The 15696-nt window shown below is 34.0% G+C and carries 14 protein-coding genes; 4 read left to right on the top strand and 10 right to left on the bottom strand.

Annotated features, from left to right (window positions below):
- Positions 1–40: 40 nt before the first annotated feature.
- Entirely contained in the window at positions 41–574 is a 534-nt protein-coding gene (locus NU08_RS01155; RefSeq protein WP_129745339.1) for a 5' nucleotidase, NT5C type, read from the bottom strand.
- Between the two features lie 88 nt (positions 575–662).
- Here NU08_RS01155 and NU08_RS01150 point away from each other — a divergent pair, with 88 nt between their 5' ends.
- The 4 genes from NU08_RS01150 to NU08_RS01135 all read left to right on the top strand — a co-directional run bounded on the left by NU08_RS01150 (position 663) and on the right by NU08_RS01135 (position 3484).
- Positions 663–1412: a DeoR/GlpR family DNA-binding transcription regulator gene (locus tag NU08_RS01150; RefSeq protein WP_165352384.1), complete on the top strand. Its 750-nt coding sequence runs from the start codon at positions 663–665 to the stop codon at positions 1410–1412.
- 46 nt (positions 1413–1458) lie between these two features.
- On the top strand, positions 1459–2268 hold the full coding sequence (locus tag NU08_RS01145; protein ID WP_129745335.1) for a helix-turn-helix transcriptional regulator: 810 nt from the start codon (positions 1459–1461) through the stop codon (positions 2266–2268).
- A 164-nt stretch (positions 2269–2432) separates the two neighbouring features.
- A complete protein-coding gene (locus NU08_RS01140) occupies positions 2433–2915 on the top strand; it encodes a YybH family protein (protein ID WP_129745333.1) in 483 nt (160 codons plus the stop codon).
- Positions 2916–3214: 299 nt separating this feature from the next.
- The gene (locus NU08_RS01135) at positions 3215–3484 is read left to right on the top strand and encodes a hypothetical protein (RefSeq protein ID WP_129745331.1); all 270 of its coding nucleotides are present in this window, start codon (positions 3215–3217) and stop codon (positions 3482–3484) included.
- A 71-nt stretch (positions 3485–3555) separates the two neighbouring features.
- Here NU08_RS01135 and NU08_RS01130 read toward each other — a convergent pair whose 3' ends face one another.
- The 9 genes from NU08_RS01130 to NU08_RS01095 all read right to left on the bottom strand — a co-directional run bounded on the left by NU08_RS01130 (position 3556) and on the right by NU08_RS01095 (position 15679).
- Positions 3556–4626, bottom strand: coding sequence for a DUF2931 family protein (locus NU08_RS01130; RefSeq protein WP_129745329.1), 1071 nt, complete (start codon positions 4624–4626; stop codon positions 3556–3558).
- A gap of 29 nt (positions 4627–4655) precedes the next feature.
- Entirely contained in the window at positions 4656–5675 is a 1020-nt protein-coding gene (locus NU08_RS01125) for a DUF2931 family protein (protein WP_242502469.1), read from the bottom strand.
- A gap of 74 nt (positions 5676–5749) precedes the next feature.
- Positions 5750–7156 (bottom strand): T6SS phospholipase effector Tle1-like catalytic domain-containing protein, encoded by a 1407-nt coding sequence (locus NU08_RS01120; RefSeq protein WP_129745325.1) that lies wholly within the window; start codon positions 7154–7156, stop codon positions 5750–5752.
- 6 nt (positions 7157–7162) lie between these two features.
- Entirely contained in the window at positions 7163–7333 is a 171-nt protein-coding gene (locus NU08_RS22185; protein WP_165352383.1) for a hypothetical protein, read from the bottom strand.
- Positions 7334–7343: 10 nt separating this feature from the next.
- A complete protein-coding gene (locus tag NU08_RS01115) occupies positions 7344–9203 on the bottom strand; it encodes a phage baseplate assembly protein V (RefSeq protein ID WP_129745323.1) in 1860 nt (619 codons plus the stop codon).
- Between the two features lie 22 nt (positions 9204–9225).
- Positions 9226–9618 carry a type VI secretion system tube protein TssD gene (gene tssD / locus NU08_RS01110; RefSeq protein ID WP_129745321.1) on the bottom strand — a complete coding sequence of 131 codons (393 nt, stop codon included), beginning with the start codon at positions 9616–9618 and terminating at the stop codon, positions 9226–9228.
- 332 nt (positions 9619–9950) lie between these two features.
- Complete coding sequence (locus tag NU08_RS01105; protein WP_129745319.1) at positions 9951–11402, bottom strand: TolC family protein; 1452 nt, start codon at positions 11400–11402, stop codon at positions 9951–9953.
- Entirely contained in the window at positions 11395–14562 is a 3168-nt protein-coding gene (locus tag NU08_RS01100; RefSeq protein WP_129745317.1) for an efflux RND transporter permease subunit, read from the bottom strand. The genes NU08_RS01105 and NU08_RS01100 overlap by 8 nt, the downstream gene beginning before the upstream one ends.
- Before the next feature lie 34 nt (positions 14563–14596).
- A complete protein-coding gene (locus tag NU08_RS01095) occupies positions 14597–15679 on the bottom strand; it encodes an efflux RND transporter periplasmic adaptor subunit (protein WP_129745315.1) in 1083 nt (360 codons plus the stop codon).
- Positions 15680–15696: the final 17 nt, after the last annotated feature.

Below are 15696 nucleotides of genomic sequence, written 5' to 3'. Positions count from 1 at the left end.
TTTTCTCTTCAAAAACAATACTATTATAACCTTTTCCAGCTTATAATGTTTCGTTCAAAACAGCCACAGCTTCTTTCCAGTTATTTACTCGTAAATGGTGCGTTTTGTTTATATTATGAAAGGCCGTAAACATAATGGGTTTGCCCATGCAATAATCTAAATTTTTACAATGATCATCAATTAAATAATCGGTATTGATGATTCTTTTACTTCCGCATAAAACTATATTTTCCCATTTTATAAAAGGAAAATGTTCTGCAAGCCATTCTACTTTTTCAGCAAGCGAAATTGGAAATTCTGTTGCTGCCGAAACAATAAAAATCTCAAAATTCTTTTGGAGTTCTTGCAAACTTTCGACTGCATCTGGCATTACTGGCAGGTTTCTAAAAAAGTTTCCTTTATTTAAAATTCCGTGCAAAAGCGCTCTTTCTTTAAAAGCTTCCTCCTCACTTAATCCTTGAATTCCCTCTTTCGTAAGGTTCATTCCGTATTCTTTATTGTACTCTTCAATCAATTGGGATTCTATATCGGCTAGCACCCCATCCATATCAACTGCAATGGTTTTCTTTCTCATGATAATTTTATTTTGCGGTAAAATTATGCAAAAATTGCAAAATATTGCAATTTTTAACTTATTTTTGCAATATAAAACCGCAAACAAAATGAAAAAGGAAGAACGACAAAAGGCAATTTTAGAATATTTATCTAAAGAACATCGTGTTTCATCTGTAGAATTAAGCGAATATTTGAGCGTTTCGGAAGATACTATCCGACGCGATTTAAAAGAACTTTCAGATCAAGGGCTTTTAAAAGCGGTTCGCGGTGGTGCAGTCGCTCCTTCTCCAATTCCGCTTCATTATAGAAAAAGAGAAAAACACGATATCGAAAACAAAAAAATTATTGCTCAAAAAGCTATTTCGTTTTTAAAAGACGGACAAGTTGTTTTTATTGATGGAGGAACTACATCTTTGGCTTTGGTTGCCAGTTTTCCTTACGATTTAAAATTAACGGTTATTACCAATAGTTTTCCCGTTGCTTCATTGATTGAAGATTTACCCAATATTGATTTAATTTTTGCTGGCGGAAAAATGTGCAAAACTTCTTTTGCGACTTCGAGTATTGAAACAATAGATTTCTTTAGGAATTTCAGAGCAGACGTCTTCATTTTAGGAATTTGCAGTATTCATCACGAACGCGGTATTACGGGAATTTTATACGACGATTCTGTACTGAAAAAGAATATGATTAAAAACTCCAACTTCGTTATTGCTTTAAGTTCTATCGAAAAAGTTGAAACTGCCGAATCTTACTTTGTCTGCCCAATAAAAGACATTGATGTTTTGGTGACCAATGTTTCTCCCGAAGATGAAATTTTAAAGCCGTATAAAAATACTGGTTTGACTATTCTATAATTTCATAACTTTGGTCTAAACAATGAATTAACATTAATCTGACGCAATGGAATTCCAATATTTTCTACCATCAGAAATTCTGAAACCTTATATAAAACACTATTATATTTTTGAATCAGATTCTGATATAGAATTTCAGGATACTGTTTTTCCGAGTGGCGAAATGGAAATGATTTTTAACATCGGCGATGGTATTTGGGAATCTCTAATTGATGAAAAATTTCATAAAACACCCAAAATTGAATTGTGGGGACAAATAACAAAACCGCTTGCTATAAAATCAAAAGGCAGACACACTATGTTGGGTATTCGGTTTTATACCCATTCTGCAGCTTATTTTTTTAACGATGAGGTCGGAATCTTTAACGATCAGATTTTAGATTTAGAAGATGTTATTGGCAAACCTATAACAACACTTCATTTACAGCTTTTGGAAACTCCAGAAATTCAAAAGCGAATTGAACTTATCGAATCTTTCTTAATCAAGAAATTGATAATGAACGATAATAAGTCGCAAAAAAATCAAAAAGTGGCTCATATACTTTCGAGTTTAGTACAAAATCCATCAGGTAACGACATCAATACTATTGCAGCCAAATACGGAATGACGCCTCGCTATCTTCATAAACTGGTTTTTCAGCATACGGGTCTGGCTCCAAAATCCTTTAATAAGATTGTACGTTTTCAGCGCAGTTTAAAATTGATTGCCAATAATGATTCTCCCTTAACTTCAATTGCTTACGATTCTGGCTACTTTGACCAATCGCATTTTATAAGAGATTTTAAAGCTTTTACAGGAACCACGCCTACTTCTTACCTAGAAAATCTATCTCCAATAAATAATTTGATTATTTAAGGAAATGTATAGTATTTACAAACACTACTTCTCAGAATCTGAGCAACTCAGAATCTCAGTAACTTAAAAAAAACTGTTCCGATTTGTACAATTTTAAAGTTTTCAGGCGCAATACCTTTGATTAAAATAATATCAATTTATTCTTTTAATTAAAAACAAACGTTATGAAAAATTATGTTCTTGGTACAATCTTAAAACTAATTTTATTTGCCATAGTATTAAACAGCTGTAATTCGACATCAAAAAAAGAAACAGCCAATTTAGACGAAGCAAAAAAAGCAATTAAGGCAAGTAATGCTATTTATTTTGATTCATTTAAAAACAATGATCCATCCATTTTTATAGAGCGTTACGCCGATGACGCTTCAATTTTGCTTCCGAATGCGCCTCAAATTTATGGAAAAGAAGGCGCTGCTAAATTCTTCAGAAAAGCCTATGATGAATACGGCTTAAGAGGCGGTAAATTTATTACGACAGCAGTTTACGGCGATGGCGTAGAATATGTTACCGAAGAAGGTTTATGGCAGTCTTTAAATTCGAAAGGAGAACTTATGGATGATGGCAAATTTCTTGTTCTTTGGAAAAAAACTCCTAAAGGTTGGAAAATGTTTAGAGATTCTTTTAGCAGTAATCGCGAAGCAAAATAAGAATACTTGTTTAGAGCGCGATTTAATCACAAATAATAATTTATATCTTTGTTTTAAACCTAAACTTATCATTACGATTCAAAAAAACAAAAAGTAGGTTTTTTCTTTCTTTTTAAAATAAAAACATATCTTTGTAAAGTCAAAATACTATACAAGGAGAAATCCGAAACTTAAATTTTAAGTTAACATAACGAGCCCTCATTCACGTTGCTGGAGCTAGTGATAGCCCTAATTCCACTCCTTGTAGTGTTTTGACACAACCGAAGATGAGGGCTTCGTGCGTTTAAATATTTTCGAAAATGTCAAAAGAAAATCAAAAACCAACACATCGTGATGTAATGCCATCCGTAATTAATTTCCTTTCAGACGAATTGTTTGAGGGAGACTACAAAGAACAGCCCATGTATTTGCAGGAAATCTTCGAGCTCCTCATGCATACCGAATTTGGCGATGATATTAATTTAAGGCAAAAAATACTGAGCTGTTTAAGAACCAGCCGAAATCTCGCCGAAACCTTATCGCTATTTTCAGAAAAGCAGATTTATAAGGCTTGCGCTAGTAATAGATAAATTATTTCAATAAAAATTGAAAACCCTGCGAATTGATATTTGCAGGGTTTTAGTTTTTACAGTATATTTTATTATTTACAAATGCAAGGAGCATTTTTTACTATTTTTTTAGTCTCTTGACTAATTTTAGGAATATTCAATTGTATACCATTTTGCTCTAAAAATGCATAAGCAGTTGAATCATTATCAATTTTTATTCCTACTGTTGTAGATATTTCGCTTTTACTTTTAAACTGATTTGTTATAAAACCTTTATCAAAGTTTAATGGTAATTCTTCTTTTGTGAAAGCATTATCTTTTTGCCAATATTCATTACCTTCTGAAAAAACAATTTTTGTTATAAAATCTTGATTTTTGTTGTCTTTCCATTTTACAATAAAAAGATAGGGAATAGCCTTTTTTTCACTTGAATTAAAAATTGGTTTGCCAACGAGAGACTGACATTCACCATTACACATTCTTGCTTTTACACTTATTATTTGTCCCCCCTCAGGAATAGAGATATCTTGATTCCAAGTATATTTTTGTCTATATAAATCATATACATCAGGAGTTGGATACCCATGTTGCTTTATATTTTCTCTTGTTTCATTTGAAAGAAATTTTGGATCAGATAGTTTTTTCTTTGAGAATCCTTTTTCAAACATAAATTTTGCACTGTCATATACATCATCTTTATTTAATGGTGTTTCAGAAGCTTGGAATCTGCCAATTTCGATTTGTGCATCATCCTCTCCTATCAACCATACTACAACCACTCCTTTTGGAGCAAGACCAAGTTGAATGGTTTTACAATTAAATTTATAATTATTATTCTTCTCTTCTTGATTGAGATATCTTTCAATAATATTTTCTGGTAATTGCCATTTACCTTTAAAGAATTTTTGTTCAACTAAAGAAAGCCAAGTTATTTCAAAAGTTTCAGGGAGTGCATAAAATTCTTTTTTAGCAACTTCTACACCAATTCCCCAACTTGTATTTATACAAGATGGTCCAAAAAAAGATTTGCCCACAAACCCTCGCTGTATTGCAACAGGGTATTCTTTTGGAACAGAAATACGAACTGACCATTCTTGTTTTTTTTCTACACATGAATTCACCGTAATTGCCAATAACAATAATGCAACTATTTTTTTTATCATTACTTTTTTATATGTTTTCTGTCTTTTAATTAAAAAGGTTTAGATTTCGCAAACGATTCTTGCGATAAAATTGCTTCTTTCATATCAACTTCACTAGATGCCGTTTTTATTTTTATTGAAATCCCTTTTGTCTCTCGGGGTTTAGTATTTCGGTCAATATCTATTACAAAAGTTATAGCCTCACCATCTTTTAAATTCTCAAAAATTGCTTTCGATTTTTTTTCATCAAAGAAAATATCACTTTCCATTCGTCTGTTATTTATATCATGCCAGACGACATTTACTTTTCTTGGAATAGCACGTTTTTTAATAGGCATCACATTTCCGTTTAAACTCAAGAAGATAGATTCAAATTCTCCATTTATATAATTTATAAGAATTGTTTCTACTTTATCTTCTGCCTTAACATGAGGGGTCAAATTATATTCTCTAAAGAGTGTTTCCCAATATCCAAATGGAATTGTGCCGTTTTTAATCTGGTCTAATATTTCTTGTGGCAGATCTTTAATGTTAACTCTAATTGTTTCATCAATTCCTTCTTGGGTTTTCATTATTTCATGTGCGATTCCCCAATCTACAGTTTTGTCTTCATGTGCTTGATATTTCCCTACAATGGTCATATTAGATTGGCTAAATACATATAAAACAACCATACCTCCAGGAAACAAGCCAGCATTAATTACAAAACGCCTGTCGATAAAAATTTCACTTTTTTTAGTTTCTTTGTTCCAGTATGGTCTTTTACTGCCATTGATCATTAGGGATTCTATTTTATCTGAATCGAGTTTAAAAATTCCCGAATAACTTTTGTTTTCAGTATACGATAGCCAAGTAATGTCTAATGTTTTAGGTGTTATTCCTGTAGCTTCTCCAGAAGAAGAACCGTCATTATCACCTAAATCTTCGCTATTGATTACTCTATCAAATGGCATGTAGACATAGCCGCTTTTAGGATTATCTCCTACAATTAAATGACCTGAAAAAATTTCGGCTGGGTAATTTTTTGGTGTGCATACTGCCGCACCCCAAGAATATTGTTTTTCTTTCATAGTATTTTGACATGAGATTAAAGTGAAATTAAACAAGATAATAAGTATAATGTCTTTAGTTCTTTTTTTCATATTTATCCAGATATTGTTACTCTTTTTCTAATAATATTACTTACATTATCCATTTGGGGTTCCATACCTACTCCATCCATATTCGCAGAACAATGCAGAAATTTATTACGCAAATCTGGCAATATGTAGTAATCGGCAACCATGGTATTAAAATCATCAATTTCTTTTTGATTTTTCCATTCTTTTTTTCGTTTTGATTCTATTTGTTCTTTAGTGTAGAATTTTAATTTAGGCTTATCGTTAAATGCATAATCATCTATTCTTTGTTTTACCTTTTTTAATTCATCTGGAATTTTATAATGATGATTTAATTCTGTATCATAATTCCATGGAATTTCAAATTTTAGTTTTCCAAATTTTGCCATTAAGTGAAGAATGACAAAACTATATTCATTACTAAGATTTTCACGTTTTCCTCTTAAATAATAAGGAACTAAAGGAGGTAATTCTTTTAACTGTCCAGGCTTGAACCATCCTTGTTCGAGTACATGCTTTTTCTCTTTTTCAATTATGGGCGCAGATTCTGTAAGTATAACAATTTCTGTTTCACCATTTTTATAGCCTCCTCCAATATCTGAGTGACAGCCAGGTAGTAATAATTCTATACTATTAGATCCAGCGCTGGCAATGGTCGTTAATGGGAAATTCTCACGAAACTCGTCTTCTGCAGTTAAATGAACTGTGAAACCAACAGTAGGTATTTTTAATGGTACTTCGTCTTCCTTAATATCATCAAAAACATTACTGCCATAGGATGATACAGTATCAAAAATCCCTAAAAACCTAATTTTTATTCGATGTGGCAGGACATCATACTCCAATTTTTTAAAAGCTTTGCCTAGATAACCTAAATTATAACTTTCTTTATCACTTTTAACTTTCTTTTTGTACAGTTCGTTAACAAAAATACGGGCGGCCGCAGCTCCACGACTAAAACCAAAAACATCCAGATATAGAGTACTTATGTTTTTCTCATCATTATCTTGTAATTTTCTAACAACATCATCACAAGCTTTTTCTACTTTTTCAAAAAGCCCTGTTTCGCCGGTGCCATAACCCTGACCGCGGGTAAAATCGCCGTAGTAATCCTTTGTCCCATCAGGATTTTTATCAGGATTTTTAGTGCCAATGCCTTCAATATACACTGAATAATAATGTCTTTTCTTTTTATTCAGATAAGCTTTTTCTAATCGATCAACGTTGGTATTATCATTGCCATAGCTGGTATTGGAACCATCCTTATTTGATGCATAAGTGTTTTTTAAACTGGGATCTTTTCTTCTTCCTTCAATATTTTCTCTATTGTTTGATGTTCCATCGAAAAAAACACCCATGTAAACATCATTTACCTCTTTATTATCTTCTTTAGGAGGTACAAAACGTGGTTCTCCAAATATTATATTCGACATATTTTTTTATGATTTATTACCTGTAATGTTTATTTTTTTATTTGATGTCAGTGTCAAATTTTCTTTGGTGGCAACAATCTCAATTTTTCCACTTTCCTCATGAATGGTTTTGGCTAAAGAGGTGTAGCTGTTTTTAATTTTTATATTTAGGTTTCGGGCAGTTTTATTAATCGCCATAAATTATTTTTTAAAAGAGATTAGATTTTTCGGCACTATTTATTTCTACTGTTTTTTGAGAACTTTCTAACAACATGTTTTCCTGAGTACTAAAAATTTTAACCTCATCGGCAAACTGAGTTGATTCATGAGAACTTCGTTTATAGTTTTCAGTTATATTTTCAGTTTTATTGTCTCCAAATTCATTAATATCACCCTGTGCTATTATTCCAATATTATTTCCTGCATCCTGATTTATATTATTGCCTGCATCAACCTCAATATCCTCTTTAGCATCAATTTTTATATTTCTCCCTGCTTTCATAACAATATCATCCCCTGCTTCCAATTCAATATTTTTAGGAGCTTTAAATCTAATGTTTCCATCTCCATGAATTACAGCTATAGTTTCTCCTTTTTGGCTTTCAATTGTAATATCTCCGGTAGCATCATCATTAATAATTCTGTTTCCGCTTCGGCTATGCATTATTGCCTTTATATCATTATTCGGCGTACTATAACCGCTTTTTTCTTTTCTGCTGGTCATGGTTCCCAATACAATCGGCAATTCGGCATTATTGCCCTGAAAGTCTACAAAAACGGTATCGCCAATTTCAGGTATGATATGAGAGCCTCTGGCATCGCCTCCGTATTTTTGAATTAAAGGGATGTAAGGTGTGGTTTCGCCTTTTGCTGCTTGCCACGGCATCTGTACCTGTATGCAGCTGAGTCCGTCAGGATCTGCATTGGCGGTTACAATGGCAGTCTGGCTTTTACAGTGAGGCACTAAATCGGGATCTGTTTCGGGAGAAAATACAGAACCGTTAAAATTTACAGCTGTAAAGTGGTTTTCGTAACCGCCGCCATCATCGCAGATGTGTGTAATCTGTGTTACGCGGTAAGAGCTCTCCAACTGCATGTCGACACCCAATACGCGCACTTCGTTTCCTACGGTAATACCCGGAACTTCGCTCGATGCTTTCATTTCTACCAAACTGCTTAAAACAGCGCGCATTTTGTTTTTGGCATATTCCTCAGAAGACTGTCTTCCAGATCCGCCAACAGGAGTCTGGTTAAGCTGTATTATGGTTTCTTTATTAAAAACTTCATTAGACCTATTTAAAAAGTTTTGATGAAATCCGTCGGCTTCCTTTCTGTATCTTAAAGTTTCGTCGGTTCTATATTCACCGTCATTATTGTCATTTTCTATTATTTTAAACTGGGCAGGCAGAAGTTTAATGGTATAATCAAAATCCTGCATGTTTATTCCGTAGATTAATTTTGGCTGTCCGCCAACACCTCCGGGACTTCCAAAAATAGTTGTTCGCCCGTTGTAATATAGCCAGTGTCCGTTTCTTTTTGCCAAACGGTTTAGAAAAGAGAAATTGCTTTCGTTGTACTGTACTGTATAAGGCAGATTTTCCAAGTAAAATGGTCGCACATCCATATCAATATCGCAACCTGATTTTACTTTCCTCACAATGTCGCTCAAAGACATGTTAGTAAAAGAATTGCATTCAGGTCCATTTTCTAGAACTATTGTAGTGCTTTTCCCTTTAATCACAATGGTTTCTTCTATATCTTTGATACGTGATTTCTGCAGTTTGACTTCGGTCACAATGCCATAAAACTGCATAATATAATCTTTAGGATCTGCTCCAATAATAAGATCTTCCAGTCCGTCTATGGGTTTTATTTCTATGCTTATTTTTTCTCCATATAATTTCTGAGAAAAAGGCATAACGCTTTTAAACTCTTCTACCAATAAATCCTGTCTTACTTCGAATGAAAAAGTGTGGTGGTCGTGAATGGTCTGAAAAACTTCTAATTTGTTGAAATTGGTAATTCTAATCTCGCCAATTTTAATATTTGTGATTGTTTGTAACGCCATACTATTTGCTTATTTAGAAGTTCTATGAGTTTTTCCAATTATTTTCAAAAAGCGTGTTCCCGATTTTTACTTCATTTGATGAAATTAAAATCTCGGTGACCATAGGAACTGATCCTTCACTTCTAAAACTTTTACGAAACGATATGCAATAGCCTTTTTTGAAGGTTATATTTTTCATGGTGCTCATGGCATCCCTGCGATAAAAAATGACTTTTCCGTCTTTTACACTGGTTTGAGAAACCATCCAATCCGAAAATAGATCTGTCTGCGTGCTTTCTATTACAAGTTTTATCTGTCCGCCTTTTGTCTTATTGGCAGGTTTTCCGTTGTTATCGACATTCTGCGTAAAATGAACATCAAATTCTAAAACATTAAACACTTCATTGTCTAGTTCTAATTTTGCTAAAAAGCTCATATTTAAAGGGTATTGATTATTTTACAGGCTTCTGTAGATTTTATAACCTTAATCAATAAATGAGAAGTGGTATTTAAGTAAATAAAATATTACGTATTTGTATTGTAAATATAATAATTAGTTCTGAATAAGTAAGAAAAATATTAAATTTAAGAATAAGCAGAAATTTAAAAAGCATAAAAAAACCTCGAAGGACTAATAATAGCTCCCGAGGTTTAAGGTCACTTTTTTCGAAATCGCGAATTACAAATACAAGGTGATTTTCTTATAGAAAAAAGCCTTTCAGAATTTTACTTCCGAAAGGCTCTTCCACTACAATTTAATTGGCAAAATTATTTCCATCCGCCGCCCAAGTCCCTGTAAACATGAACTGCAGCATTTAATTGTTCTTTTTTAGTGTCTATTAATTCCAATTTAGCTTCTAAAGCATCTCTCTGCGTCATTAAAACTTCGAAGTAATCTACTCTAGCTGATTTAAACAAATCATTAGAAACATCAATAGAAGTATTTAAAGCGTCAACTTGTTTCGATTTAAGATCGTAACCTTTTTGAAGATTTTCAATCTTAGACATTTGGTTTGAAACTTCTAAATAAGCGTTTAAAACCGTACGATCATAATTGTATAATGCTTGAATCTGTCTTGCATTGGCACTCGCAAACTCTGCTTTAATTGCATTTCTGTTAATCAATGGTGCTACAAGATCTCCTGCCAATGAATATAAAAGCGATTCTGGCATGGTGAACAAATAAGAAGGTTTAAAAGCGTTTACTCCAATTGCAGCCGTAATATCCAAAGAAGGATAAAACTCTGCACGAGCTACTTTTACATCTAATTTTGCCGCAACCAATTCCAATTCTGCCTGTTTAACATCTGGACGATTCTGTAACAATTGAGATGGAATTCCAGAACTTACAACTGCTGGCAATAGACTTAAGAAGTTAGTGCTGCTAGTTCTTTTAATTTCCTGAGGATATCTACCCAGCAAAAAGTTGATTTTGTTTTCGTTTTCTTTTATCTTCTGTAAGATATCAAACTCCAGACTTTGTGAAGTTAAAACCTCTGCTTCAAATTTCTTAACTCCCAATTCTGTTGCTCTTGCCGCTTGTTTTTGAACTTTTACAATTTCTAAAGCGTTAGTCTGCAATTTGATGGTCTGCTTAACAATATCCAATTGATTGTCTAATGCCAACAATTCATAATAAGAATCGGCAACTTCAGCGATGAGGTTTGTAATCACAAAGTTTTTACCTTCTACTGTAGCCAAATATCTGTTTAAAGCTGCTTTTTTAGAATTGCGCAGTTTTTTCCAGATATCTACTTCCCAGTTTGCATAGGCTGCAATGGTAAAATCTCCCAACGGATCTGGTGTTTCAACTCCCGGTTTAATTTCTGTTGTAGCATCACCCGCACCTTGGCTGGTATATCTACCCACTTTTTCTACTCCCGCTCCCGCACGCAAACCTGCTGTTGGCAATAAAAGTCCTTTTTTTACACGAATATCATTCTTTGCAATTTCAATTTCCTGCAAAGTGATATTTAATTCCTGATTGTTTTTTAATGCAGCATCGATTAAATCTACTAGATTCTGATCTTTAAAATAATCTTTCCAGTTTAATGCTGCTGTATTATTGTTTGCATCTTGCGTTTGAGCAGTTGCACCAAACGATTCAGGAACTGGAGTACTTGTAGTAACTGCTGCCTCAGGTGCAGGAGTTTTACACCCTGCAACTGCTAGACAAACAGCTAATGCAATACTATATTGATATGATTTAACTTTATACATGATTGTTATCAATTTCTTCTGTTAATGGATTTTCTAATTCATGTTTTACCAATTTGTATTTTTCAGCAATTTTGGCAAAAATGAAATACAAGCCCGGAATTACAAATACACCACAAATGGTTCCAATAAGCATACCTCCCGCGGCTGCAGTACCAATTGTTCTGTTACCAATTTTACCGGGACCAGTTGCAAAAGCAAGTGGCAATAAACCTGCAATAAAGGCAAAAGATGTCATTAAGATTGGACGGAACCTTGCTTTTGCTCCTTCCATTGCTGATTGTAAAACCGATAATCCTGCAGCGTGTCTCTGTATCGCAAACTCCACGATCAATACGGCATTTTTACCTAACAAACCAATCAACATTACCATTGCAACTTGAGCGTAAATGTTGTTTTCTAATCCTGTTAATTTTAATAAAAGGAAAGCTCCGAAAATACCCGCTGGCAAGGAAAGAATTACTGACAATGGCAGAATGAAACTTTCATATTGTGCTGCTAAGACCAAGTAAACGAATCCTAAACAGATTAAGAATACCCAAATAGCCTGATTACCTTGAGCCACCTCATCGGCAGAAATACCTGCCCAGTCAATGTCATATCCTCTTGGCAATTTTTCTGCAGCTACTCTCTGAATTACTTTAATTGCAGTACCTGAACTATAACCCGCAGCTGGCGAACCGCTGATTTGTGTTGAGGTATACATATTGTGACGCGTAATCTCTGAAAGTCCATACACTTTTTCTAATTTCATAAAAGCAGAATAAGGAACCATTTCATCACGATCGTTTTTCACATACAATTTCAAGATATCATCTGGCTGTGCACGATATTCTGGCGAAGCTTGAACAATTACTTTATAGTTGATACCGAATTTGATAAAACTGATTTCGTAGTTACTTCCCACAAGAGTTGACAACGTATTCATAGCATTTTCGATAGAAACACCTTTTTGCTGTGCTAAGTCATTGTCGACTTTCATCATGTATTGAGGGAAACTAGAGCTATAAAAACTAAATACGTTTGATAATTCTGGCTGTCTGTTCAATTCGGCAACAAAATCATTGTTTACCTGTTCCATTCTCTTATAATCTACAGAACCCGTTTTATCTAGCAAACGAAGCTCAAATCCTCCGGCAGCACCATATCCAGGTACAGCAGGCGGTTGGAAAAATTCGATATTTGCTCCTGCAATATCTTTACATTTTTCCTCCATTTCGTGCATAATCTCCAAAACAGATTCTTTTCTCTCGCTCCAGTCTTTCAGGTTAACCAAACACGTTCCAGAGTTAGCTCCTGTACCTTCAGACAAAATCTCATAACCTGCCAATGAAGAAACCGATTTTACTCCGTCAATCTCCTCAGCAATTTTCTGAACTCTCTCTGCAATATTGTTTGTTCTTTCTAAAGATGATCCTGGAGGCGTCTGAATTACGGCATAAAACATTCCCTGATCCTCATTCGGAATAAATCCTGAAGGAACTGAACTGCTTATTAAAAATGTTCCGATACAGAAACCAAGAAGTGCTACGATCGTAACAACTCTTCTGTCAACAATTTTACCTAATAAATTTTGGTATTTTCCTTGTGCTAAATTGAATTTTTCGTTGAAAGCATCAATAAATCTATTTGCTGGTGTTGGCTTTTTAGGCTGTCCATGATTATTTTTTAGCATCATCGCACAAAGTGCAGGCGTCAATGTTAAAGCCACAATACCAGAAAGGATAATCGCCGTTGCCATAGTTACAGAGAACTGTCTGTAGAAAACTCCAACAGGACCAGACATAAACGCAACCGGAATAAATACCGCAGCCATTAAGAATGTAATTGCGATAATTGCCCCCGCAATTTCATGCATAGCTTGTTTAGTTGCTTTAAATGGCGAGAGATGTTCTTCTTCCATCTTGGCGTGAACGGCCTCGATAACCACAATCGCGTCATCGACGACGACCCCAATTGCTAATACTAAAGCAAATAATGTAATTAAGTTCAATGAAATATCAAAGAAAGTCATGAACACGAAAGTTCCCACTAACGATACTGGAACAGCAATTGCTGGAATAACGGTAGAACGCCAGTCTCCTAAGAAAAGGAAAACTACTAAACCTACCAGAATAAACGCTTCAACAAGCGTGTGAATTACTTTTTCGATAGAAGCGTCAAGGAATTTAGAAACATCATACGAAATTTCATAATCCATTCCTTTTGGAAATCTTTGTTTAATTTTTTCCAATTTAGCTTTAACCTCCTCAATAACTTGATTCGCGTTACTTCCAAAAGACTGTTTCAATACAATCGCTGCAGATGGTCTTCCATTTAAATTAGAATAGATATCATACATTGAACTTCCAAATTCAACTTTGGCAATATCTTTCAGACGCAAAAGCTCTCCGTTTGGATTGGCTTTAACTACAATATTCTCGTATTGCTCTTTTGTTGTAAAACGACCTGAATATTTCAATACATATTCGAATGCCTGAGAACGTTTACCAGAACTCTCCCCTGTTTTTCCTGGAGAGGCCTCCAAACTCTGACTTGATAATGCTTCCATTACTTCATCAGCAGAAATTTTATAAGCTAACATACGGTCTGGCTTCAACCAGATACGCATCGCATATTCACGTGTTCCTAAAATATCTCCAGAACCAATACCATTTACCCTTTTTAATTCAGAAAGTACGTTGATATCAGCATAGTTATATAAGAACTTCATATCAGTATTTTTGTCTGTACTGTAAAGGTTCACGTACATCAACATACTCGGTACTTCTCTTGTAATTTTAATACCTTCACGAATTACCAATGGAGGTAATTTATTAGTAACCGAAGCCACACGGTTCTGCACGTTAATGGCTGCTTGGTTTGGATCTGTACCTAAGTTAAAAACAACTTTAATTGTAGCTTCACCGTCGTTTCCAGCATCAGAAGCCATATATTTCATCCCAGGAACACCATTTAAGGCTCTTTCCAAAGGAATAACAACTGCTTTAACCATCAATTCACCGTTAGATCCAGGATAATCTGCGGTAACGTTCACCATAGGAGGTGAAATTGTAGGGAATTGTGTAATTGGTAAATTTAAAACCGACAATACACCTAAAAAGACAATAATCAACGATATTACTATCGAAAGAACAGGTCTTTGAATAAATTTATTAAACATTTTTGTATTTTTTAATGATTAAAACCCAGTAAACCTATTCTGCTTTTAAGCGTAAATGATTGATTACTTCTTTAGGAGATTCGTAATCGAATTTAATCTTGTCGTTTTCTTTTACTTTCTGAACTCCTTCAAGTAGGATTCTATCGTTTTCTGTAATACCGCTTTTGATTACATATAAATCAGGAATTTCACCTGTGATTGTAATCTCTCTAGAACTTACTTTGTTGTCTTTGCCAACTACAAAAACATATTTTTTATCTTGAATTTCGTAAGTTGCTTTTTGCGGAATTACAATGGCATTTTTAAGAGGAACATTCATTTGAACTTGTCCTGTTTCACCATTTCTAAGTAATTTTCCAGAATTAGGGAATCTTGCTCTGAAAGCGATATTTCCTGTTTCGTTGTTGAATTCACTTTCAATTACCTCAACATTTCCTTTTTCTTTAAAAATATCTCCGTTAGCCAAAACTAAGTTTACTTTGTTATCTGCACGGTCTTTAATATTAGTCTCATAACTAATATATTCTGGCTCCGAAACATTGAAATAAGCAAACATCTGACTGTTGTCTGAAAGACTTGTCAATAATTCTCCCTCGTCAATTAAACTTCCAAGTTTTAAAGGAATACGGTCGATTGTTCCGTCAAACGGAGCTCTGATTTCTGTGAATGATAAATGAAGTTTTGCTAATGATACTTCAGCTTTTGCTGATTGTAGTTTTGCTTGAGCAACACTCAATTCGTTTTTAGAAACGATATTTTTATCTGCTAATAATTTAGAATTCTGCAATTCGATTTCTGCAGATTTTTGTTCTGACTGTGCTTTTAATAATTCTGCCTGGTACATGTTTGGCATAATTTTAAATAACAGCTGTCCTTTTTTTACAAACTGTCCTTCGTCAACATATATATTTTGTAAAAAACCTTTCTCTTGGGCGCGAAGCTCGATATTTCGAACCGATTTAATTTGTGAAACGTATTCTTTGGTAAACGAAGTATCGATTCTAACCGGACTAGTAACCGTAAATTTTTCAACTTCTTCTTTTTCTTCTTTTTTAGATGTACAGCTCGTTAAGCACACCAAGGCCATTAAGCCTGTGAACACAATGATTTTTTTCATGATTTAGTTTGGAAATT

It is taken from the genome of Flavobacterium anhuiense (assembly GCF_004151235.1).
Taxonomy (GTDB): Bacteria; Bacteroidota; Bacteroidia; order Flavobacteriales; family Flavobacteriaceae; genus Flavobacterium; species Flavobacterium anhuiense_A.
The sequence above is the reverse complement of the archived record's forward strand: the minus strand, read 5'-3'. Positions and strand labels throughout refer to the sequence as shown.

Bases quoted from the DNA above. Each gene is read 5' to 3' on its own strand.
- NU08_RS01100 (WP_129745317.1), bottom strand. From the start codon at position 14,562: ATGTTTAATAAATTTATTCAAAGACCTGTTCTTTCGATAGTAATATCG.
- NU08_RS01150 (WP_165352384.1), top strand. From the start codon at position 663: ATGAAAAAGGAAGAACGACAAAAGGCAATTTTAGAATATTTATCTAAA.
- tssD (WP_129745321.1), bottom strand. From the start codon at position 9,618: ATGAGCTTTTTAGCAAAATTAGAACTAGACAATGAAGTGTTTAATGTT.
- NU08_RS22185 (WP_165352383.1), bottom strand. From the start codon at position 7,333: ATGGCGATTAATAAAACTGCCCGAAACCTAAATATAAAAATTAAAAAC.
- NU08_RS01115 (WP_129745323.1), bottom strand. From the start codon at position 9,203: ATGGCGTTACAAACAATCACAAATATTAAAATTGGCGAGATTAGAATT.
- NU08_RS01095 (WP_129745315.1), bottom strand. From the start codon at position 15,679: ATGAAAAAAATCATTGTGTTCACAGGCTTAATGGCCTTGGTGTGCTTA.
- NU08_RS01125 (WP_242502469.1), bottom strand. From the start codon at position 5,675: ATGAAAGAAAAACAATATTCTTGGGGTGCGGCAGTATGCACACCAAAA.
- NU08_RS01105 (WP_129745319.1), bottom strand. From the start codon at position 11,402: ATGTATAAAGTTAAATCATATCAATATAGTATTGCATTAGCTGTTTGT.
- NU08_RS01135 (WP_129745331.1), top strand. From the start codon at position 3,215: ATGTCAAAAGAAAATCAAAAACCAACACATCGTGATGTAATGCCATCC.
- NU08_RS01140 (WP_129745333.1), top strand. From the start codon at position 2,433: ATGAAAAATTATGTTCTTGGTACAATCTTAAAACTAATTTTATTTGCC.
- NU08_RS01120 (WP_129745325.1), bottom strand. From the start codon at position 7,156: ATGTCGAATATAATATTTGGAGAACCACGTTTTGTACCTCCTAAAGAA.
- NU08_RS01130 (WP_129745329.1), bottom strand. From the start codon at position 4,626: ATGATAAAAAAAATAGTTGCATTATTGTTATTGGCAATTACGGTGAAT.
- NU08_RS01145 (WP_129745335.1), top strand. From the start codon at position 1,459: ATGGAATTCCAATATTTTCTACCATCAGAAATTCTGAAACCTTATATA.
- NU08_RS01155 (WP_129745339.1), bottom strand. From the start codon at position 574: ATGAGAAAGAAAACCATTGCAGTTGATATGGATGGGGTGCTAGCCGAT.